Below are 20,881 nucleotides of genomic sequence, written 5' to 3'. Positions count from 1 at the left end.
CGCTTCCTCCACTCGTTCCGCACTAAAACTTGGTCGAGAGCCCGAGGATGAAATTCCGCCCCGGCTCCAGAATCGGGTTGTACGGCGAGGCGGCGTTCAACGGCTCCCGGTAGGTCTGGTTGGTCAAATTGTTGATGTTGGCCGTAAGCGTCCAGACCCGCCAGTGGTAGCCGGCGCGGAAGTTCACCACGTTGAAGGCCGGCGTCGGCAATTGCAAGGTGGACGAGGGATCCGGATCAATCCGGTTCTGCTCGAACACGTAACGGTTGGAAAGTTCCGCATCAAAGCGCCCGCGCCCCTCTTTCCACCCCAGGCCAATCACGATTTTGGCCGGCGCCACGTAAATGGCGCGGTGGGCGGAGAGATTGTCGCCGCTCTGGTAGGAGCTGTTCAAAAAGCTGGTGAACCCCTGCGGCAGATGGGCTTCGAATTCCCCTTCGATGCCGGCAAAGCGCACCCGGCTTGTGTTCTCGTAGTTCCAGACCGCCTGCCGCCGGCCGGAAACCGTGACCGAATCGCCGGTGGCCCGCAGCTCGATGTAGTCCCGCAGCTGGTTCAAAAAGGCGGTGACTCCGCCCGAAAAGCGGGCGAAGCGGAATTTCACGCCGGCATCCACCGAAACGTTTTTCTCCGCCGCCAAATCAAGATTGGGGGTGATGATTTGCTGATCCTGCGTGCCGGAGAAAAATTTCTCCACCAGATTGGGAACTCTAAACCCGCTGCCGACGTTACCGCCTAAGCGAAGTCCCTCGAGCAACTGATATTGAAACCCCGCCGAGCCGGAAAGGGCGGTCAAAATGTCCGATTTCGGCTCCAACGGCTGCCCGGTGCGCACGTCGTTGTACCCCTCCGTTTTCTCCGCCGCCTGCCGGTACCAGTCAAAGCGCGTTCCCAATTGGAAGGAGAGCCGCCGGAAAGGACGAATGTCGTTTTGGGCAAAAAGCCCCAAAGCATCCATATGATTTTCCGGCACCGCCGCGCTCTGGGTGATTTTATCGCTCTGGAAGACCAGCGAGGAGGAATGGGAAAAGGTGCGGGTGAACCCGTCGATCATCTCCCGGTAATAATCCAGCCCGTAGGTCAAGGTCTGATTCCCCGATAAGCTTAATACCTGTTGCAAATTCGTTCCGGCCGTCAAAACCGTGGTGTAGGTGTGGCTGGTATCGTTGATGCGCAAAGTCGAGCCGGGAAACGGCGTGTTCGGAAAGGCGGCCGAAAAGACCGTCCGCAAATCCTTTTTGTTTTTCTGGCCGTACACGCTCGCCTTGAAGCTCGCAATCTTGGAGGTCAATTGTTTTCCCTCGTAGCTCAAGGCGATTTTGGAACGGTCGTGGTAGGGGAAAAAGATTCCCACCGGAAACGTCGGATTGGGGGTTTCCGGGAACCCAATGCCGGAGTTGAGCGAGCTTTGCGCGGCAAGGGAGAGGGTATGTTTTTCCGCCAGTTGATAATCGCCGGCCAAATCCAGCCCGACCGCCCGTTTTAAATTGGAATTCGCCACCTCCCGTCCCCAGTCAAAAACGCCGCTCCCCGGCCCGTGGTAGTTGTTGGCCCGGCGGTAATCCGCCCCCGCCTTCACGCGCCAGCGGTGGTTGGCCAAATTCAAACCCAGCCGGCCTGCGCGCTGCTGGTCGTTCGTGCTGTAGCGGCTGGAGAAATCGCCGGAAAGTTTCCACGTTCCGACCGGAATTGCCGGCTTTTTGGTCAGGATGTTGACCACCCCCCCCATGGCGTTGGAGCCGAACAAAACCGAGTTCGATCCGCGCAGAACCTCCACTTGCTGCACGGTAGCGGGTGACACCAAAGACAGCTCCGCGCCGGAAAAGGTGTTTTCCCGTGTGTCGTTCAGCCGCTGACCGTCCACCAAAACCAAAACCCGGCTCCCCGCCAGCCCCCGCACGACCGGGCGGGCACGGAACGGCCCCGCATCAGAGATATCCACGCCCGAAAGTCCCTTCATCGCGCCGCTCAAGGTGAAAGCCCCGGAACTCCAAACTTTCTGTTCCGAGAAAACCGAAACGGAATACGGCACTTCAAACGCCGCCCGCTCATAGCGGTTGGCGGTGACAATCAGCTCGTCCATTTGATAAACCGGCAGCCCGTCACCGCCGAGGGTATCCTTCTGCGCCGGTTCGGACGCTTCTTCCTGGGCCCAAACCGGGCAAACGCTCAAAAGCAAAAACAAAACCGTCCCCAAAATCTTGTTCTGTGCGCGCATGGCCATCCAACCTTTCCCTAAGTTTTCCGTGCTGTCGGCCCTTTCCGTCGGGCCGCCATCAGCGTACTCAATATGTCCACTGACGCTGTTTGTAGGTATGATTAAGGTCAGGAAAATCTGGGCAAAAACATGATATAAATCAAGTCCCGGGTGACCATAAGCCAGCAAAAAGCCGCCCGGAGGCGGCTTTTCAAATCCGGTTGCTCTAACTTGTAAAGTTCAGATAATTTTCAGCCGCTTCCCCACCGTTTTAAACGCCGCCAACGCCTCGTCCAAATCCTGCTTGTCGAGGGCGGCGGAGATTTGCACCCGCAAACGCGCTTCTCCTTTCGGCACGACCGGATACCAAAGACCCTTGACGTACACTCCTTCCTTCAATAGCTCGGCGGAGGCATCCTGCGCCAGGGCCGCTTCCCCTAACATCACGGGGACGATGGGATGAGTGCCGGGAATGATTTTGAACCCCAGATTGACGATTTCCCGGCGGAAATAAGCCGTGTTGGCGTGCAGTTTTTCCACGAGGGAATAATCGGATTCTAAAATGTTAAATGCCTCCAGCGAGGCCGCCAGTATCGGCGGCGGCAGCGAATTGGAGAAAATGTAGGGGCGGGAACTCTGGCGCAAAAACTCAATCAATGATTTTTTAGAGGCGATAAAGCCGCCCGCCGCGCCGCCCAAGGCCTTGCCCAACGTGCCGGTTAAAACGTCTACTTTTCCCCAGACACCCAATTCCTCCGCCGTCCCTTTGCCCGTTTTGCCGATGACCCCCATGGCGTGGGAATCATCCACCATCAAGATGGCTTGATACTTGTTGCAAAGCTCCACCAGCCGCGGGAGAGGGGCCAAATCCCCTTCCATGCTGAAAACACCGTCCGTGGCCACCACGCGAAAGCGGTACGGCTGGTTTTTGTCCGCTTCCAACTGGCGCGCCAAATCTTCGGCGTCTCCGTGGGCGTAAATCTTCCGGTCGGTGGTCTCTGGCTTGGTCAGCCGGTTGCCGTCAATGATGGAAGCGTGGTTCAACCGGTCGGAGTAAATGACGTCTTTGTAGGCGTCGTAGCCCAATTTATCGGAAAAAAGCCCGGCAAAAAATCCCTCGTTGGCCGAAAAGCAGGACAAATAAAGAATGGCATCTTCCGTCCCGCAAAAGGCGGCAATTTTTTCCTCCAGCTTGCGATGCAGAACCTGCGTGCCGCAGATGAAGCGGACCGAAGACATCCCAAACCCGTATTCCTGAATGCCGCGGATGGCGGCCTCTCGGATCTTCGGATGAGAAGCCAAACCAAGATAATTGTTGGAAGCCAGCATAATGATGTCCCGCCCCCTCACTTTGACCCTGGCTCCCTGTGCGCTTTCCAAAATCGTTTCGTACTTGAAGGTCTTGGCCGCCTGCAGATCCGCCAGGGCTTTTTCGATTTTGTCTAATTGGGATATCACTTCTATGTTTTTTATAGAGAAGGGTTTCAAACCCGGCCTGGTGGTGTTTTATTTTTCTGGCAGGAGTAAAACTTTAAACGCCTCCCCCGAGCGCATCGCCGCAAACCCTTCTTCAAAACGGGAGAGGGGCAATTGATGGGAAACGAAACCGGATTTCACGAACAAGTCCGCCAGCCCGGTTTTAAGCAAATCCTTCATCGTCTCCCAGGACTCAAACATCCTACGTCCGATGATTCCCTTGACCACAACGCCGCGGAAAATCACCCGGTCGGAAAAGTTCAAATTGACCTCCCCTTCCGGAATCCCCAAAAGGAGCACGGTGCCGCCAGCCCGCACCAAATCGAAGGCATCCGCATACGCCTTATAGCTGCCGGACATTTCAAAAACCAGATCGACGCCGTCCCTTCCCGTTTCCTGCATTACGGTTCCCAGCATTTCCTTGCGTCCGTCTTTCAGTCCCAAATCAAACGTAAAATTGGCGCCGAACTTACGCGCCATGGCAAACCGCCGCTTCTCCACTTTTTCCGGAGTCAACCCCTTCTCCGGGTTGGAAACGTCCGTAACGAAAATGGTGGAAGCGCCGGAGTGCCGCGCCACGGCCGTGGCCATCAGTCCTTGTACTCCGCAGCCCAAAACGGCCACACTTTTCCCCATCAGCGGTTCTTCCTGGGCCGTATGCACGGCGTTCCCCAAAGCATCCATAAAGGCGATGATTTCAATCGGAATCTCCTTTTTGGAAAAAAGCTGCAAATTGGCCACCGGTACGGTTAAAAAGTTGGTGAACGCCCCGTTTTGGTGAATCCCCTTGATGATTGTATTCGGACAAGCGTGCTGTTGCCCCATCCGGCAGGTCCGGCAACGGTTGCAGGGGATGTGCATCTCCGCCGAGGCAAAATAATCGGAAGTCAGTTTAGAAAGAATCTTGTCTGACGTAAAATTCCTAAACTCTGGGAAGGCCAAAAGAAACTCGATGGCTTTGGATCCCGCGTCCACCACTCGCCCGGCGAATTCATGGCCGACGATGACCGGATCTACAAAAGCCCGGCGCATCTCCGTGCGAATGGAGTCCTTGTTGTTATAAATCCCGACGTCGGTGCCGCAGATGCCCGCCGCCAGAACCTCGATTTTGACTTCGTCTGGTTCCAGCAAATTGGGGGAAGGACGCTCCTCCAACCGCAGTCCCTTCGGCCAGGGTTTGGAGCCGTTCGGTTTGGTTTTAACCAGTCCCAGCATAACCGGTCAGAATATACTTAGTTTGACGTACTTTTTCGGATTTTTTTGGATGTCCGCCAAAAGCCGCTTCATTTCAGTCAGGGTCTCTTGCGCCTCGCGGTAAAGCTTGTCATCTGACGTCAAAAGCCCCAAGCTCCCCTCCCCTTCTTCCACGCGGGTAAAGAAAGTATCCATCTTTTCCACCGTCCCCTTCATGGCTGAAGCCAGACTGTCCAAGTTGGCCGCCAGGGAGACCAGCCGGTCTCCCACTTTTTTCTGCGTTTCGTTCAAGCTGCCGGAAAGCTCCTTCACTCGCGCCATCGCATCCCGGCTTTCCACATAAAACCGGTCGTCCCGGAAAAGTTTTCCGACGCTTCCCCGCCCGGCGTCAATCTGATCCGCGATGGCGGTCAAGCGAACCAAAAGCCGGTCGGCGTTTTTCAAAAGCTCCGGTGTGGAGGAAAGGGTGGAGGCCAAATCGACGGGACGCTCCCCCAAAATGAAATCCTCTGATTTCAGCTCCGGCGAACCGGCTGTGCCGGCGATAATTTCCACGTACTTATCTCCCAGGAGACCGACCGTTCCCAGCCGGGCCTTGCTGTCCTGCCGCAGCAAATTCCAGTATTTTCGGTTTATCGCCATTGAGACCTCGATTCTCCCCTCGGAAACCAGTTTATCCAGCCCGATATCGGAGACCTGCCCCACCTCCACCCCGTTTATCCAGACCGGCGAGCCGACAACCAAACCGGACAGGGCGGGAAACCAGGTTTTGACGGTGTTCTTGGGGCGCAGAAGCGAGCTTCCCCCGCCCATCAGCGAAGCCCAAAGCAGAAGCCCGATGGCGACAAGCGCCACGATTCCAAGCTTCAAACTCCCCCAGCGAATATCTCCAGTCCGCTTCATCCGTTCTCCACCCCAAAGGAGGCCAAAGCACGCGAAAGTGTGTTTTTGAATGGCGCCAGAAAGCCGGCAACGAAGGGATGGTCGGAATCCCGTAACTCCTTTGAGTTTCCTTCAAAAATCAACTCACCGTCGGCAATCATTATAAAACGGTCGGATACCTTCAAAGCATCCGAGATGTCATGCGTAACCACCAGCGAGGTGACCTCCTTGCGCTGCTGTAGGGAATTGATCTGGTCCAAAATGGTATCAACAGCCAAAGGGTCCAGCCCGGTGGTCGGTTCATCGTAAAGCATAATTTTCGGTTCGAGCGAAGCCAAAGCTCTTGCGATGGCCACCCGCCGACGCATTCCGCCCGAAAGCTCGTCCGGCATCCGGTCGATGATTTCCGGGTCGAGACCGACCTCGCTCAAGGCCCGCCGCACCCGCACTTCAATCTCCTCTTCCGACATTTTGGTGTGCTCAAAAAGCCAATAGCCGACGTTTTCCCCCACGGTAAGCGAATCGAAAAGCGCCCCTTCCTGAAAAATCATTCCAATATGGTACCGCGCTTCGTCCCATTCTTCGTTTGTCGCGCCGGACATCTCCTTGCCGTCGATGACTACCCGTCCCGAATCCGGCCGCCAGAGCCCCAGTATAATCTTTAGAATCGAGGACTTTCCGGAGCCGGAAGGGCCTAAAATAACCTTCGTTTCCCCTTTCGCCACGGAAAAATTGATGTTCTTCAGGATGAGCCGCCCCCCCAACGACAAATTGATATTTTTCAGCGTGATCATTTTCTCCTGTGCCCGTCCGGAACGAAGACCGGGCCTGCATTATAAATATCGACTTCTCTCGGTTGCACCCTATGCTTTGCGGCCAGCCCTCATCACCAACCCAAAATGGCGAAAAGCCCTTTGGTCATCATAAACTCCGCCACCAGAATCGTAATCGAGGAAATCACTACGGCCTCGCGCGTGGCCTGCCCGACCCCCCGCGTTCCCCCTTCGGACGAAAAACCTTTATAGCAGCCGACGATGGCGATGATGATGCCGAAAACGAACGGCTTGGTCATTCCCACCAATAGATTGCCGTAGGTCAGCTTCTGCTTCACGTTCGTCCAGTACAAAGCATCGGAAACATGCACGATGAAATGGGAAACAATCCAGCCGCCGATTATGGCGATGGTGTCGGTAAGAATAGTCAGAATCGGCATCATCAAAAAAAGGGCCCAAAGCCGCGGCACGGCCAGCTTCTTGACGGGATCGGTGCCGAAGGAGACCAAAGCATCCAGCTGGTTGGAGGCCTTCATCGCACCGATTTCGGCGGCGATGCCGGAGGAAACCCTTGCCGCCACCATCAGCCCGGTCAAAACCGGCCCCAAGGCCCGCACGTTGGCCAAAGTGACGATCCGTCCCATGTAATCCTTGGCCCCGAATTCCGCCATCTCCTTGGAAAATTGCAGAGCCATTGCCTGCCCGGCAAAAACACCGGTGAAAATGCAAAGATAGACCGACCCGATCCCCAGAAAATGAATCTGTTCGTACAAATCCCGCCAGTAAAAAGGGGGCGTAAACAGCTTGGAAAGAACCTTTCCGGCGAAGGCGGTTATCCCCTGCGCCTCAAAAACCATCTTTTTCAGCCGCTCGTTGGCGGCCACGGCAAAGGAAGGCATCGAACGGTCAAATTAACGGCTTCAACTCTGGCTGGCAATAAGAAAAGAGGGGAAATCGGACCTCTTGCTTCTTTTTATGCTTTGGCTCTAATTGGAAATCAAATGCGGAAAACCACCAACAGACCAAAACTTGTGTTCTTGAAGGGGAAAAAGACCATCCTCCGCCCCTTGCGGAAGGCAACCGATTTCGAACTTTGCCTGCGCTGGATAAACGACCCGGAGGTGAACCAGTATCTGCTCGTTTATTTTCCCGTTACTGAAAAAAAGGAGGAGGAATGGTTTGACCGGATGGCCAACAATCCAAACGAAATCATTCTGGGGATAGAAACCCTGGACGGAAAGCTGATTGGCAATATGGCGCTCGTTCACATCAATGCCAAAGACCGGACGGCTTCGACCGGCGCTTTGATTGGAGAAAAGAAATACTGGGGAAAAGGGTACGGCACGGACGCCAAAATGACCTTGTTGAACTACGCCTTTAACACCTTGAACCTCCGGAAAATTAATTCGTCCGTGTACGCTTTCAACAAACGTAGTTTGCAATACAACCTGAAATGCGGCTACAAAGTCGAGGGCGTCCGCAAAAAACAGATTTTCCGCAACGGAAAATATCACGATGAAATCCTGATTGCAGTTTTCAAGGAGGATTGGTTGCCGATTTGGAAAAAGTACCAAAACTTGATTAAGATTCGTTAAGATCAGAAAAATCGATACCAAAAATACCGACTAAAATAGTCGTAGTCATTATTAAATTACCGACTAATTCAGTCGCCAAATAATATGCTATTTGTCATAATCAATGTAAGCCACTGAATAACAATGGCTTGCAATTTAACATTTATCTTGACAAGGAATTTTGCTTATCCTTTATTTCCCACCCGTATGCGACTTGGGCTTGTTTCTTGTGAAACAAATAACAATACAGCAGGGGAGGTAGATAAAGAAATGTTTGTAATGATAAACCGAATGACCGTTCCCGAAAAATGGCGGGGACGCTTTGAGGAGGTTTTCAAAACCCGCAAAAAAGCGGTGGACCGCCGACCGGGCTTTATCAAGGCCGAAATTTTGAAACCGCTGGAAGGGGATGCCTATTTGGTGATGACCCACTGGGAAAAAAAAGAGGATTTTGAGGCCTGGGTCGGGAGTTCCGAATACCGGGAGGGCCACCAGCGGGTCAAGGAGTTTACGGAAAACGGGAAATCGATTCTGACCTCCAAAGTGGAAATTTTCGAGGTTCTGGCGACTTGAAGAGATTTCTGGTTCGCTGGGGGCTGTTGCCGGAAGGAAAGCTTGGGCGCAAAGAAACAATCGCCCATTTCAAGAAAAAGGGCTGGCGCTGGCTGGTGGTGATTATCGCCTTCTACGCCGTGCGCGACTCCATTCTTTACATCATTCTTCCCTATTTGGCAATCAAGGGGCTGGCTGGACTATAAACTTCACCAGAATAGTTTGAATGGTTTCTTTTCGATATAAATACGCCGTTGCGCTGGTTTTCAGTTCTTTTTTGGCCCTCCCTGCGTATGCTCAGGAGGAGGAAGCTCAAACGCCCCCTTGGCGTCTGCACGGCTATGGCGAACTGCACTTTAACCATCCCAAAGCCGGCGCCATGTCACAATCCGCCGGGGATGAAATCGACATTCACCGCTGGGTCATCGGCCTGGCCTACGAGTTTTCCGACCGGATTCGCATGGATATGGAACTGGATTTCGAGCATGCCTTCAACGAACCGGAATTTGAATATGGCTTTCTCGAATTTGATTTGACCAAAACTGTCTCCGCCCGGGTCGGTTCGGTTCTGATGCCGGTGGGACAGTTGAATGAATTCCACGAACCCCCCCTCTTTTACTCCGTCGAGCGGCCCTATACGGAAACGAGCATGATTCCCACCACCTGGCAGGAAAACGGCGCCGGCTTGATTGGGCGCTTGATGCAGGGGAAAGTGGCCTTCCGGGCTTATGCCACGGCCGGGCTGGACGCCTCCAAGTTCAATACGCTAAACGGGCTGCGCAGTGGCCGGAGCAAAAGCGTGAAATCAAAAATAGAGGACTGGGCTGGTGTGGGGCGGGTCGAAGTTTCCCCCAATAAATACCTCACCATTGCCACCTCCGGCTATATCGGCGGCGCGGACCAATCGAACCCGGCGTTGGGTTACGTGCTGGTGAAAATCTGGGAAGGGGACATCAAGTTTCGCCACGAAGAGCTCGAGTTCTCCGGCACGTTGATGCGCACGGAGATAAACGGCGCCGAACAGGTAAGCGCGGCTGCTGGCCAGACGGTCGGCAGTGCGATGCAGGGAGGGTACGTTGAAACGGCCTACCGCTTAAAAAAACTGCTCTTTCCGGAAGGCAGTCCGGCCGATTTGGCCCTCTTTGCCCGTTTTGAGCGCTTCAACACCAACCATGAAGTGCCGACGGGATATGCCGCGGTCCGGCGGGCCTTCCGCCGGATTTGGACTACCGGACTGGCTTTTTATCCATTATCTTCCGTTGTCTTGAAAGCAGACGGGGAATTCTGGAAGGATGGCACGGACGACACAGTGGAGCGGCTGAATCTCGGCGCCGGCTTTATGTTCTAAATTACGGAAGAATGATGAAAAAGACCTTGTTCGCAACCCTTTTAATCACCGCTTTCGCCACCCAGACAATCGGCGAAACCCAAAAACCGGTTGCCCCCTTTGCCTTGTTGTCGCTGAAACTGGAGGGCTGCGCCTCCTGCGAGGGTTGCCGCACGGCGATGCGCCAGGTGGTGCAGGGAGAAATCAACGCCTCGAGAATTAAACTGAATGGAATGACCTTGAACGCCACGTTTGATGAGGCCGCCCCGCTCCCCATCGCACGGATTGCCAAAAGTCTGGAGGCCACCGCCTCCCACCGCTTCACAGTCGAAAAAATCCAGCTTTCCATCTCCGGCATCAAGGTGACCGAAAACAACCACGCCTATTTGAAAATAGCCCAAACCGGCCAGCTTTTCGAACTCGCGGGCGGAGACATTGAAGGTTACGAAGACGGCAGTACCCTCATCGTAAGCGGCACGGTCAAAAATTGGCAGGCCGCCTCCCCGCTTTTGGAGGCGTCCAAAATCAAAAAAACGGATATCCATTAATATGTTTTCCTTTCTTTTTCCCGCGGCCAATTCGAAAGCTTCTATCGGAATTAAAACTTTGGCCGACTTGGAACCGGGTCAGTCCGGCCGGGTGGTGGGGGTGTGTGCTGGAGAACCGTTGGCCTTGCACATCCTTGAAATCGGATTGGTGACGGGTGCCCGCGTGCGTTTTCTCCGTTCCGCCCCGCTGGGGGACCCGATTCAAATTGAAGTGGACGGCTTTCTGCTTTCCCTCCGCAAAAGCGAGGCGGAAGCGGTTTTGGTGGAAACCGGCAGCTGACGGTAAAGGGCGTATTGGGGATACGCCCCTTAAGCAAATGGCAACTGAATTTCCAACTCAAAAGAGAACCTTCCGTATTGCCCTGGTCGGAAATCCGAACAGCGGCAAAACCACCCTTTTTAATGCGTTGACCGGCCTGCACCAGAAGGTCGCCAACTACCCCGGCGTCACGGTGGAAAAAAAAACCGGCCTTTGGGAAACCGGAAGTGCGGTTTTCGAAGTCATCGATCTCCCCGGCTCCTATTCGTTGATTTCCCGCTCCCCGGATGAGGCCTTGGTGCGTGACCTACTTTCCGGCAACGGCGATAACCCGCCTGACGGGGCGCTCTGCGTGGTGGATGTCACCAATCTTTCCCGCCATCTTTATCTGGTCGGGCAGATTATCGAACTCGGCCGTCCGGTGGTGGTGGCCTTGACGATGACCGACGAGGCCGAACGGCTGGGACTTTCGGTTAACGTTCAAAAACTCTCCGCCCACCTCGGCGTTCCGGTCGTGGAAGTGGTGGCGGCGAAGGGTATCGGATTAAGAAAATTAGGCGAGGCGATGGAAAGGACGCTGGCTAAAAGCTGGACGGTACCATCCCGCAAATACCAACTTCCGCCTGCGCTTGAAAACCGGCTGAAGGCCTACGCACCAGAGGCCGATGCCACCGAGCTGCAGACCCTGCTGTGCGTCGCCGGCCAGCATACCCCGGTTTGCACGGAAAAGCTGGAAAAAGTCGCCGCCACCGTTCGCGGCGAACTCGGGGTGAACGAGGAAACCGTCCGCCGCTTCATTGCCGAAGCCCGCTTTAAATGGCAACAGGAAATAAGTCGCGAAGTGGTGGAGAAGAACCCAAATTCGAAATCCGGATGGACGCATACAATCGACAAATTCTTGCTTCATCCGGTTTTGGGCCCCCTGATTCTTCTGGCGACCTTGACTTTGGTTTTCCAATCCATCTTCAAATGGGCCGAGCCGGCAATGAACGCCATCGAGTCAGTCACCGGCTGGCTGTTTCCTTCCTTGACCAACAAGATTCTCGCCCCTGGCCCCCTGCAGAGTTTGATTAACGACGGCATCTTCGCCGGTGTCGGTGCGGTTGTCACCTTTCTGCCGCAGATTCTTCTGCTTTTCTTTTTCTTGACGCTTCTGGAGGACTCCGGTTATATGGCCCGTGCCGCCTTTCTACTCGACCGGCTGATGTCCAAAGTCGGCCTTTCCGGCCGCAGCTTTATTCCCCTGCTTTCCTCCTTTGCCTGCGCCATTCCGGGGATTATGGCCACCCGCACGATTCCCAACCGCCGCGACCGGCTCGCAACTATTTTGGTTGCGCCGCTGATGACCTGTTCCGCACGGCTGGTGGTTTATACGCTTTTGATTGCCTCTTTTGTGCCAAACGTGAAAGTTTGGGGACCTTTTGACCTGCAGGGCACCTCTCTTTTGGGGCTCTATCTGCTTGGCATCTTCGCCGCCGCCGGCGTGGCTTTTCTTTTCCGCAAAACAATTTTACGAGGACCTACGCCTCCGCTTCTGCTTGAACTCCCCCCCTACCGGCTGCCTCGATTGAAAAACCTGGCGCTGACTCTTATTGAACGCGCCAAACTTTTTCTGGTTTCAGCCGGAACGATTATTTTCGCCGTTTCCATACTCCTCTGGGGGCTTTCCAGCTACCCGCGCTGGAGCAATAACGAAAACCAGTTCAACGCCGAACGCGCTTCTGTCACCAGTCAACTGGATGGCCCTGAACGGGTTGCGGCTCTTGAGAAACTGGAGCAGAAAGTGTCCGCCGAACGGCTGCGTCACTCCTTTGCCGGTATGATGGGACGGCTCTTCGAGCCGGTGCTGGAACCGTTGGGTTTTGACTGGAAAATCGGCGTCGGCATTCTGGGCTCCTTTGCCGCCCGGGAGGTTTTCGTTTCCACGATGGGCGTGGTGTACGGCGTCGGTTCATCGGCGGATGACAAGAGTTTGACGGAAGAGCTGAAGGGAGACGTCAATCCCCAAACCGGCGCTCCGGTCTGGACCCCCTTGGTGGCGCTGACTCTTTTGGTTTTCTACGCCTTCGCCTTGCAGTGTGTTTCCACGATTGCCGTAATGAAACGGGAAACAAACAGTTGGCGCTGGCCCGCTTTCGCCTTCGCTTACATGACTATACTGGCCTACGGTGGCGCGCTTCTGACCCGCTGGCTCGGACAAACTTTCTTTTAGGAGCACGTGATGTTCCCCCTCGAAGTCCCCATAGTCGTACAGGATGGAATTATTGTTACCCTCTTCGCCGCGGCGGCGGGCTTTCTGCTCCATAAAAAATTGCGCAAAAAAGGCAAATCCTGCCCGTCCTGCGCGGGTGATTGCATCCCGCTCTCCAACACCCCCGCTGTCTCAAAATCGAACCGTTCATAATCCTGTCAATTTCCACATTTGTTCCCCTTCCGTTCCGGGAAGAAATGGAGGGATTCACCCGCCCCAACGTTTGACTTCGCAAATTTCACTAATAACTTGACCCCGTTCCTGCTCTAAAAAAGCGGGTGCACTTATGAATCCGTTCGCGTACAAAAACGGCCGTCTGCAGGCCGAAAAAGTCCCGCTCGAAAAGCTCGCGCGGAAAGTCGGAACGCCGTGCTACGTCTATTCTGCCACGGCCCTGATGGAAAACTTCCGGAATCTGACTCATTCGCTTCGCGAAGTACCGCATCTTATCTGCTACTCGGTAAAAGCCAATTCCAACCTTGCGTTGCTGCGAACACTGGCCCGCCTAAACTCCGGTTTTGACATTGTCTCCGGCGGCGAGCTGTTCCGGGTGCAAAAAGCAGGCGGACAAGTAAATAAAGTTGTCTTCTCCGGCGTGGGAAAGACCGAAGCAGAAATGGCCCAGGCCTTGAAAGCAGGCATCTTGCTTTTCAACGTCGAAAGCGGCGAAGAACTGGAAGCGCTCGACCGCGTGGCAAAGCGGTTGGGAAGACAGGCACCCTTCGCCTTGCGGGTCAATCCGGACGTGGACGCCAAAACCCACCGCCATATCGCCACCGGAATGAAAAAGCACAAGTTCGGCGTCCCGTTTCACGAAGCCGATGCTCTTTTTGAGAAAAGCCGCCGGATGAGCGGCCTCATTCCCTGCGGCATTGATTGCCACATCGGCTCGCAAATAACCGAACCGGGGCCGATCAAAACCGCTTTTCGCCAGATGGCGGATTTGTATCAGAATCTCCGTGCTCGGGGTTTTGATCTGCGCTATATCGACGTCGGTGGTGGACTGGGCATCACTTATAGAAATGAAAAACCGCCTTCTATAACTGATTACGCCCGGATGGTTCGCGAAACCGCCCAAAAAACGGGCGCCACGATCCTGCTGGAGCCGGGACGGATTTTAATGGGAAATTCCGGCCTGCTTTTGAACCGCGTCCTCTACCGGAAGAAAACGGCCGGGAAAACCTGGGTTATCGTCGATGCCGGCTCGAACGACCTCCTGCGTCCGGCCCTGTACGAAGCGCACCACGAAGTCCTTCCGGTCCTCCGCCGCTTTGGAAAAAATACGCTCGTTTCAATAGTCGGCCCGCTTTGCGAATCCAGTGACGTTTTGGCCGACAACCGCCGGATGGTGTTACCCGAACGGGACGACTTGCTGGCCGTAATGAGCGCCGGCGCCTACGGAATGTGCATGGCCTCCAACTACAATTCCCGCCCCCGGCCTCCCGAGGTGCTGGTAGACGGTACGGCCTTTCGAGTCATCCGCCGGCGCGAAAGTTACGCCGACTTAATCCGCGGCGAGTAAATCGTTTTACTTTTCTTGCCCAACTGCAGCATAACCCCTTACGTTTTAGCCGACACCTTCCGCTGTAATTGAAAAATCCGCCAGGCCAAAAAGGCACCGGCCAGGGCCACTGCAAATGCGAAGGAAAAGAGGGCGAGATATGAAAGGTTTTGCAAAATCACCCCCCCCAAACCCGGAAAAAACAGAATGGGGAACAAAAGCGTGTGCAAAAGTCCAATGTAGAGCGTGCGGGAACTTTCGGGGGCGATTTTTAAAAGGTGATTCAAATATCCGACCGCCAGCCCTGAATTGGTGGCCCCGAGGGCAAAGAAAATGAGGGCAAAAAGATACGGCCCGAAACCGAACCAGCCGGAAGCAAGCGCCCAAACCGGCGCAAAAACCGCCAACCCCGCCGAACCGACCAAAACCAGCCCGTCTTTTCCGCGGTTGGAAAAGGCGCTCCACCACAGGTTGGAAACCGCCAGTCCCAAAACCTCCGCCGAAACAAAAAGCCCGGCAAAGCCCACCGGGAATCCAAGCTCAAAGCGGCCGAACAGAACGTAAAACGGCGCCGCGACCGTATAGGTGCCGATGAGCAGCCGCGTGCAGTACAGCCGGAAAAAATGAGGATCCGTTTTTAAAAGCGAAAACGCCTCTTGCAGCCGCTGCCGGTAGGGCACTTTTGGAAGAAGGTTTGGCAAAACCGGCTCTTTGACCCAGACAAATGAAAAAAGCCCCGCAAAAATGAAAAAAAAAGCGAACAAAAAGAGAATTTCGTAATTGCGGGGAAAGGGATTGTTGTCCAGAATTTCGGCCACCAGTCGCCCGAAGGCGGCGGCCAAAAGGCCGCCGACCGACATCCGCAGTCCCCAGAAGCTACCGCGCCGTTCCGGTGGCACCGTTTTCGAAACGATTTCCATAAAGGCCACTCCGGCAAAACCGCCGCCGATGGAATAGAGGCCGTAAAAAAGAAAGAAAAAAAACAAGACCTGCTCCGGTTTTTGATAGGAAGAGAAAAAGAAGGAGGCCAAAAGAGCCGTGAAAACCGCCAAGCGGAAAAAGGCGGCGCGGATGTAGAACGGTTTCTGGCGCTCCCGGTGGGCGGTCGCCGCCGCCACGAAAAGCTGCGGCACGAACCAGCCCACCTCGTGCAAAGCCGAGGCGGTTCCGACCAGAAAACGGGATTCGGTAAGTCGCGAAACAAAAAGCGGCAGGATGGTGTTGGCGTTTAAAAAGGCGCTGGAGGCGTTGAAGATGACGCCGTTGGTCACCCCCAGCCAGAAATTCCGCTGGCAATGTTCGGTCGCCTCCCCGAACGATGGTCTCTGTCCTTGAAGCGGAACGGTGTCAGCCGGTCTGGAAGAACCGTCTTTCTCCATTTTTTCATACTAAATAAAATCCGTCCTGCGGTCAAGAAAGATTGGTTTTCGAAGGTACCCAAGCTAGCGGAAGGCCGGAGGGGCGTTCGGATCGGAAATGCGGGGGGCAATGCGCAGTTCGTAAATAAAATAGGCGTTATACTGGTTGGGTGGTATCCGCACCATGTCGAACTCGGTCTGCTCCACGGCGCGAATCGCTTCCCGGTCGATGGCATCCCGGCGGGTCGGGTTCTGCAGCTCCGCCCGGCGCACCTTGCCTTCAAAGTCTAAAAGCACCCGGAATACCAGGCGCGTGCGGATGTTGGCATCGATTTCCGATATTGGATATACGAATCCGCCGTCCTTTTTCACCGGCGGCGCCAAGGGATGCTGGCGGAACCCCATCTTCAGCGAATCTTCGGGCGAAAAATTCACTTCCGTTGTATCGGACCGGCGGGTTGTGTCGCTCGGGGCCGGGCTGGGCGGGGGAACGGCGGCTGCCGTATCGGGCCGCAAGACTTCCGGACGAGCCAGCCCGACTTTCTCCTTCGCCCGTTGGGCATATTCCGTATCCGGATATTTTTGAAGAACTTCCTGGTACGCAAAAATCGCCCCCGAATCGGCTTCCGAGGACCGGCTCGCTTCCGAAAGTAACGCCAGACTCAAAAGCGCTTTGGGAGCGTACGCCGATTGGGGAAACCGGTTTGGAATGGAGGAGAAAACATCCTTGGCGCTGTCCATCTGGCCGTTTTCCCACAATCGTTCCGCCCGGCGGTAGACCGCCTCCGGATAACCCGTATCGGCCGGTGAGCCCAAAAGCCCCAACCGCGAAAGCGCCTCTTTGGCATAATCGGAGTAAGGATAATTGCTCAAAAGTTTTCGATAGACCGAATGGGCCGAAACCGTATCTCCGAAACCATCCTGCCTCAAAAAGCCGTACGCCAATAGTGCCTTGGGTGCTGTAGGCGTCCGCGAAAACTTTTCGAAAATGGTCCGGTAAGCCCACAGGGCTGAATCCGGTTTTTTTAGCGAAAGCCGGTACACCTCCGCCAACAGATACCAGGAATTGGCCAGACGGTTGGAATCGGCGGCGGCCGGAGAAGGGACCGGTTTGGTGGAATCGGATAAGGATGCGTATTGTTTGGCCGTATCCGGCCTTGCTGAATCCAAAGAGGAGTCCGGAACCAAGGCCAGTTCCTTCTGGAAGCTTTCAAAGCGGGCAATTTCCTGCGAACGGGACAACGCCTCCTGAAGAATGTTGGGCGTGGGGCTTTCCTTGGAAACTTGCTCGTAATTTTCCTTGGCTTTGGATAAATCCCCCAGCTTTTCTTGATGAATTTTCCCCATCTCCAAATACGCTTGGGCGGAGACCCGTTGCCCCTTGAAAAAGTCAGTCGTCCAGCGCAATATGTTCAAAGCCTCCGAAACAGAATCCAAAACCACGTACCCCTGGGCCATCTTGAGTTTCAACTCCCCTAAATTGCTGTGATAGCGGGGATCTTTGGAGAGTTTGTTAAGGAGCGAAATCGCCTCCCGCGTGCGGCCGATTTTATAGGCGCAATCCGCGGCGGCCAGGGCAGCGTTGTAGGAAAGTTCGGCGGACGGGGAATTTTCCGGAACTTTGGAATAGGCGCCGTAGGCCTCCACGTACTTTTCCTGCTGGAAAAAAGCGGCCCCCTGACGGGAATACAGGTAGGCCTTGCTTTCCTTTTTGATGGGAAAACCTAAAACTTTTTCGTAGGCGGAAGCGGCGGAGGGATAATCCCCAAGCGCAAAATAGCTTTCGGCGGCTACCAGTGCCAGTTCCCCTTTTATGTCTTTTGATTTGACCTCGTCGATGGAACGGTTGGCCAAATCCCGCGCCGCCTCCGGCCGGCCGGACTTCAAAATCGAACGGGCCAGATACACTTTTGCCTCCGGGGTGAATTTGGAATTGGGAAACCCGGCCAGAAGCTCCTCAAACTTCCCCTGGGCTTTGAAATGCTCCCCCATGTTGTAGTAGGAACGGCCGATTAGAAAAAGCGCGTCATCCACCCAGCCGGACTTGGGGTGGAAGGTCAAAACCTTGGAGGCCCACTTGATGGCGGCCTGATAGTCGGCGGAGGTGGCCCCGTCTGCCGTTTCGCGGCCCGATTTTTTTTGCGCTTTCTCTGCCTTGGAATAGCTTTTCTTGGCCAAGTAGAACGTGTTGAAATAGACACAGCCGGAGAAAACAAAAAGGCCCAAAAACAGAAAAACACCAAGTTTTGCCAAAAGGCCTTTATGTATCGATTTCTTTTTTAAACGGTCAACCATTCATTCGCAAATTTTCCCCGGTTTTTCTCCTTTCGTTCAGAGTATTGTCATGCGCCCGCGACCGGGCTTTGTCTCTATGTAATATACACCCGAAAAGACGCTTTCCAACCCCTTTTTATATCGTGTCCACCTTTTCCGCCATTCGCGCCAGTTCCTCCAGATAGTCGAAGAAAAGCTTCTCCATGTCGGTCTTAGACACCTTTATTTCCCCGGCCCGCGCCCGTCCGATTTCCAGAAGCACGGTGGGGTCCAGACCAAAATGCTCGCATACCCGTTCCACCAGTTCCCGTACGTCCCGCACGACCCGTTTTTCTCGCAGATAGACGATACCGAAAAAGATGACCCGGAGCGAGTTGAACGATCGGGAGAGAATGGACAAAAGCCGCGCCTCGTCCCCGTCCGACTCCAGATAGGCCTGCCGGGCCAAAAGCAGTTTTCCCTTGATTTCCCGCTCCAGTTCCAGCCGCAAATGCTTGGGGTCGACGGTTGTTCCTTCGAGAATGTTGTGCCCGTGCAAAAGGATGTGGAAGGAGCGGATGTCCAAGAATTCCAAGGGGAAGGTGTCGGTGGAAAAGCGGACGTAGGTCGGGTCCAGAAAAAGAGGGGTGGCCAAGGGCGGCTTCTCCACCTCCGAGCGGATTTTACGGTAATCCGCAAGCTCCTCCGGCCCCACTCCGTCCAGAGCGACCAGCAAATTTACGTTCGAACGCTTGGGAACATAGGCCCCCCGCGCCGTCGAACCGTAAACCATGATTCCGAGAAGCCGCTCGGCGTAGGCGGCTCTCACTTTTTCAACGAAGCACCCCAATTTTTCGGGAACGTCCGCCTCCACGTTGGGAAGCTGCACCCCTTCCAAAACCGTCGGTTTGTTCACAGCAATTCCTCCTTTATCATGACAAGCCACTCCGAGGCCTTTCCGGAAAGAAAGAAATCCGCCTCCGGTGTGAGCGGCGTCGGTTCAAGATTGATTTCAACCAGAATTGCCCCGTTTCGCCTGGCGGCCAAGGGGAGCGAGGCGGCCGGCTGGACCAAGGCGGACGTTCCGATAGAAAAAAACAGCTCGGCCTTGCAGGCCGCCTGCAGCGCGGAATCCAAGACGGAGGATGAAAGCGCCTCGCCGAACCAGACCACGTCCGGCCGCAGCATTCCTCCGCAGCCGCAACGCGGGGGAACCTGACCGTTGGACTCAACTTTTTCGGGATAAAGCTTGCCGCAGGAATGGCACCGGTTACGGCGAATGTTGCCATGCAGTTCAAGAATATTTTCGCTGCCGGCGGCAAAATGTAGCCCATCTGTGTTCTGGGTAATCAGCGTAAACTCTGTATAAAACTTTTCCAGCTCGACCAAAGCCATGTGTCCGGGATTGGGTTGGGCGTTGGCGTAAATCGAGCGGCGGTATTCATACCACTCCCACACCACCTGCGGCCGATGCAAAAAACCGTCAATGGAGGCCAAATCCTCCGCCTTGTATTTTTTCCACAATCCTCCGTCGCCGCGAAAGGTCGGCAGACCGGACCCGGCGGAAATCCCCGCGCCAGTCAGCGCCACCACCCGCTTGGCTGATTTCAAGCGTGAAACCAGTTCGGGGGAGAGGGTTTTCACAAGTGTTTCCATCCGGGCTTACGGCTTGCCGGAAAACAAATCCAGTTTTTCGAGTTCTTCCCTTTCCGGTTTGGTTTTCCTCTCCGCAACCGGCGGATAAAAAAGATGGGCAATCGGAAAAAGGCCGTAGATTCCTCCGGAATGCAGGAACAAAATCCGTTCTTTCGGGCCAAAGGTCCCCTTCCGCGTTTCCTCGAGAAGTCCCAGCATTCCCTTGCCGGTGTAAACCGGGTCCAGAACGATGCCGGAGCTTTTGGCCACGGCGGAAATCAGCTCCCGTTCTACCGGGCGGGAACGGGCATAGCCGTCCCCGACGTAACCGTCGATGATGTCCAACTCGTCCAGATTGACCTTCAGCTTCCAGCGATACTTCCGCAAAAAAGCGGAAATCAAGTTCCCGATGCGGTTTTTGAAATAGTCTGCCGTGTAGCAGACGTTGAGGCCCGTGATTTTCACCTTCCAACCGAACGCCTTGGAGCCCAAAAAAAGCCCGGCGTACGTCCCGCCGGAGCCGATGGCGCAAACCACCCGGTCCACCTTGATTTTCGATTTTTTCAACTGGGACAGAATTTCGAGGGTGGCCTTGATGTAACCCCAAACCCCCAGCTCGCTGGAAGCCCCTTCGGGAATGATGTACGGATTTCGGCCGGCTTCTCGAAGTTTTTCCGCTTCCTCCTCCATTAAACGGTCCACGTATTCGTATTCCGCCGGGGTGATGTGCTTGATTTCCGCACCTACTAACTTATCCAGAAAAAGATTCCCCTGCGCCTCCGTATCCGGTTTCCCTCTCAGAATAAGATGGGACTTCAGGCCCATCTGCGCGGCCAGAACGGCCGTGGCCCGGGCATGGTTGGACTGGATGCCGCCGCAGGTGATGAGCGTATCGGCTTTCTTTTTGATGACCTCGGTGGCGATGAATTCCAGCTTTCGCGCCTTGTTGCCGGATAAGAGAAGAGAAGTCAAATCATCCCGTTTAAGGAGAATTTTCAAACCCGCTGGCCAGCCGGGCGGCGGCTTGAACGGCTCAATCGGCGTAGGGCCGGCAACGAGCGAAACTTTTTTTGGATACGCGACCTTCACGGAACCAATATA

19 protein-coding genes are annotated in these 20,881 nt (G+C 54.8%); 8 read left to right on the top strand and 11 right to left on the bottom strand.

Annotation, left to right across the window (positions count from 1 at the left end):
- Positions 1-22: 22 nt before the first annotated feature.
- The 6 genes from VNL73_08845 to VNL73_08820 form a co-directional block, all read right to left on the bottom strand.
- Positions 23-2,224, bottom strand: a complete 2,202-nt coding sequence (locus VNL73_08845) for a TonB-dependent receptor (protein ID HXF49513.1) — start codon at positions 2,222-2,224, stop codon at positions 23-25.
- 213 nt (positions 2,225-2,437) lie between these two features.
- A complete protein-coding gene (locus VNL73_08840) occupies positions 2,438-3,655 on the bottom strand; it encodes a glycine C-acetyltransferase (GenBank protein ID HXF49512.1) in 1,218 nt (405 codons plus the stop codon).
- A gap of 48 nt (positions 3,656-3,703) precedes the next feature.
- Entirely contained in the window at positions 3,704-4,888 is a 1,185-nt protein-coding gene (locus VNL73_08835; protein HXF49511.1) for a zinc-binding dehydrogenase, read from the bottom strand.
- 6 nt (positions 4,889-4,894) lie between these two features.
- Entirely contained in the window at positions 4,895-5,770 is an 876-nt protein-coding gene (locus VNL73_08830; GenBank protein HXF49510.1) for an MlaD family protein, read from the bottom strand.
- Positions 5,767-6,543, bottom strand: coding sequence for an ATP-binding cassette domain-containing protein (locus tag VNL73_08825; protein HXF49509.1), 777 nt, complete (start codon positions 6,541-6,543; stop codon positions 5,767-5,769). Before VNL73_08825 ends, VNL73_08830 begins: the two co-directional genes overlap by 4 nt.
- 92 nt (positions 6,544-6,635) lie before the next feature.
- Positions 6,636-7,421 carry an ABC transporter permease gene (locus VNL73_08820; protein ID HXF49508.1) on the bottom strand — a complete coding sequence of 262 codons (786 nt, stop codon included), beginning with the start codon at positions 7,419-7,421 and terminating at the stop codon, positions 6,636-6,638.
- A gap of 102 nt (positions 7,422-7,523) precedes the next feature.
- On the opposite strand from VNL73_08820, the gene VNL73_08815 reads away from it, so the two are divergent.
- The 8 genes from VNL73_08815 (at position 7,524) to lysA (ending at position 14,555) form a co-directional block, all read left to right on the top strand.
- Complete coding sequence (locus tag VNL73_08815) at positions 7,524-8,117, top strand: GNAT family protein (GenBank protein ID HXF49507.1); 594 nt, start codon at positions 7,524-7,526, stop codon at positions 8,115-8,117.
- Positions 8,118-8,366: 249 nt separating this feature from the next.
- Positions 8,367-8,669 (top strand): antibiotic biosynthesis monooxygenase, encoded by a 303-nt coding sequence (locus VNL73_08810; protein ID HXF49506.1) that lies wholly within the window; start codon positions 8,367-8,369, stop codon positions 8,667-8,669.
- The gene (locus tag VNL73_08805) at positions 8,666-8,854 is read left to right on the top strand and encodes a hypothetical protein (protein ID HXF49505.1); all 189 of its coding nucleotides are present in this window, start codon (positions 8,666-8,668) and stop codon (positions 8,852-8,854) included. The genes VNL73_08810 and VNL73_08805 overlap by 4 nt, the downstream gene beginning before the upstream one ends.
- A 20-nt stretch (positions 8,855-8,874) precedes the next feature.
- Positions 8,875-9,996, top strand: a complete 1,122-nt coding sequence (locus VNL73_08800; protein ID HXF49504.1) for a hypothetical protein — start codon at positions 8,875-8,877, stop codon at positions 9,994-9,996.
- Between the two features lie 11 nt (positions 9,997-10,007).
- A complete protein-coding gene (locus VNL73_08795; protein ID HXF49503.1) occupies positions 10,008-10,523 on the top strand; it encodes a hypothetical protein in 516 nt (171 codons plus the stop codon).
- A gap of 1 nt (position 10,524) precedes the next feature.
- Positions 10,525-10,803: a FeoA family protein gene (locus tag VNL73_08790; GenBank protein HXF49502.1), complete on the top strand. Its 279-nt coding sequence runs from the start codon at positions 10,525-10,527 to the stop codon at positions 10,801-10,803.
- Positions 10,804-10,840: 37 nt separating this feature from the next.
- Entirely contained in the window at positions 10,841-12,994 is a 2,154-nt protein-coding gene (gene feoB / locus VNL73_08785; GenBank protein ID HXF49501.1) for a ferrous iron transport protein B, read from the top strand.
- Between the two features lie 325 nt (positions 12,995-13,319).
- Entirely contained in the window at positions 13,320-14,555 is a 1,236-nt protein-coding gene (gene lysA / locus VNL73_08780; protein HXF49500.1) for a diaminopimelate decarboxylase, read from the top strand.
- A 38-nt stretch (positions 14,556-14,593) separates the two neighbouring features.
- Here lysA and VNL73_08775 read toward each other — a convergent pair whose 3' ends face one another.
- The 5 genes from VNL73_08775 to VNL73_08755 all read right to left on the bottom strand — a co-directional run bounded on the left by VNL73_08775 (position 14,594) and on the right by VNL73_08755 (position 20,869).
- A complete protein-coding gene (locus tag VNL73_08775) occupies positions 14,594-15,913 on the bottom strand; it encodes an MFS transporter (GenBank protein ID HXF49499.1) in 1,320 nt (439 codons plus the stop codon).
- A 63-nt stretch (positions 15,914-15,976) separates the two neighbouring features.
- Positions 15,977-18,187 carry a tetratricopeptide repeat protein gene (locus VNL73_08770; protein HXF49498.1) on the bottom strand — a complete coding sequence of 737 codons (2,211 nt, stop codon included), beginning with the start codon at positions 18,185-18,187 and terminating at the stop codon, positions 15,977-15,979.
- Positions 18,188-18,302: 115 nt separating this feature from the next.
- The gene (locus tag VNL73_08765) at positions 18,303-19,061 is read right to left on the bottom strand and encodes a hypothetical protein (GenBank protein ID HXF49497.1); all 759 of its coding nucleotides are present in this window, start codon (positions 19,059-19,061) and stop codon (positions 18,303-18,305) included.
- Positions 19,058-19,801 carry an NAD-dependent deacylase gene (locus VNL73_08760; protein HXF49496.1) on the bottom strand — a complete coding sequence of 248 codons (744 nt, stop codon included), beginning with the start codon at positions 19,799-19,801 and terminating at the stop codon, positions 19,058-19,060. Before VNL73_08760 ends, VNL73_08765 begins: the two co-directional genes overlap by 4 nt.
- Positions 19,802-19,807: 6 nt before the next feature.
- Positions 19,808-20,869: a D-cysteine desulfhydrase family protein gene (locus VNL73_08755; GenBank protein HXF49495.1), complete on the bottom strand. Its 1,062-nt coding sequence runs from the start codon at positions 20,867-20,869 to the stop codon at positions 19,808-19,810.
- Between the last annotated feature and the right edge of the window lie 12 nt (positions 20,870-20,881).

It is taken from the genome of Verrucomicrobiia bacterium, from assembly GCA_035574275.1.
In the GTDB taxonomy this organism is placed as follows: domain Bacteria; phylum Zixibacteria; class MSB-5A5; order DSPP01; family DSPP01; genus DSPP01.
Note: the sequence above shows the minus strand (reverse complement) of the source record. Positions and strands in the feature narration are given on the sequence as shown.

What these genes read in the sequence shown, in the direction of transcription:
- VNL73_08845 (HXF49513.1), bottom strand. Translation starts at nt 2,224, where the DNA reads ATGGCCATGCGCGCACAGAACAAGATTTTGGGGACGGTTTTGTTTTTG.
- VNL73_08835 (HXF49511.1), bottom strand. Translation starts at nt 4,888, where the DNA reads ATGCTGGGACTGGTTAAAACCAAACCGAACGGCTCCAAACCCTGGCCG.
- VNL73_08830 (HXF49510.1), bottom strand. Translation starts at nt 5,770, where the DNA reads ATGAAGCGGACTGGAGATATTCGCTGGGGGAGTTTGAAGCTTGGAATC.
- VNL73_08825 (HXF49509.1), bottom strand. Translation starts at nt 6,543, where the DNA reads ATGATCACGCTGAAAAATATCAATTTGTCGTTGGGGGGGCGGCTCATC.
- VNL73_08820 (HXF49508.1), bottom strand. Translation starts at nt 7,421, where the DNA reads ATGCCTTCCTTTGCCGTGGCCGCCAACGAGCGGCTGAAAAAGATGGTT.
- VNL73_08815 (HXF49507.1), top strand. Translation starts at nt 7,524, where the DNA reads ATGCGGAAAACCACCAACAGACCAAAACTTGTGTTCTTGAAGGGGAAA.
- VNL73_08810 (HXF49506.1), top strand. Translation starts at nt 8,367, where the DNA reads ATGTTTGTAATGATAAACCGAATGACCGTTCCCGAAAAATGGCGGGGA.
- VNL73_08800 (HXF49504.1), top strand. Translation starts at nt 8,875, where the DNA reads ATGGTTTCTTTTCGATATAAATACGCCGTTGCGCTGGTTTTCAGTTCT.
- VNL73_08795 (HXF49503.1), top strand. Translation starts at nt 10,008, where the DNA reads ATGATGAAAAAGACCTTGTTCGCAACCCTTTTAATCACCGCTTTCGCC.
- VNL73_08790 (HXF49502.1), top strand. Translation starts at nt 10,525, where the DNA reads ATGTTTTCCTTTCTTTTTCCCGCGGCCAATTCGAAAGCTTCTATCGGA.
- feoB (HXF49501.1), top strand. Translation starts at nt 10,841, where the DNA reads ATGGCAACTGAATTTCCAACTCAAAAGAGAACCTTCCGTATTGCCCTG.
- lysA (HXF49500.1), top strand. Translation starts at nt 13,320, where the DNA reads ATGAATCCGTTCGCGTACAAAAACGGCCGTCTGCAGGCCGAAAAAGTC.
- VNL73_08775 (HXF49499.1), bottom strand. Translation starts at nt 15,913, where the DNA reads ATGGAGAAAGACGGTTCTTCCAGACCGGCTGACACCGTTCCGCTTCAA.
- VNL73_08770 (HXF49498.1), bottom strand. Translation starts at nt 18,187, where the DNA reads ATGGTTGACCGTTTAAAAAAGAAATCGATACATAAAGGCCTTTTGGCA.
- VNL73_08760 (HXF49496.1), bottom strand. Translation starts at nt 19,801, where the DNA reads ATGGAAACACTTGTGAAAACCCTCTCCCCCGAACTGGTTTCACGCTTG.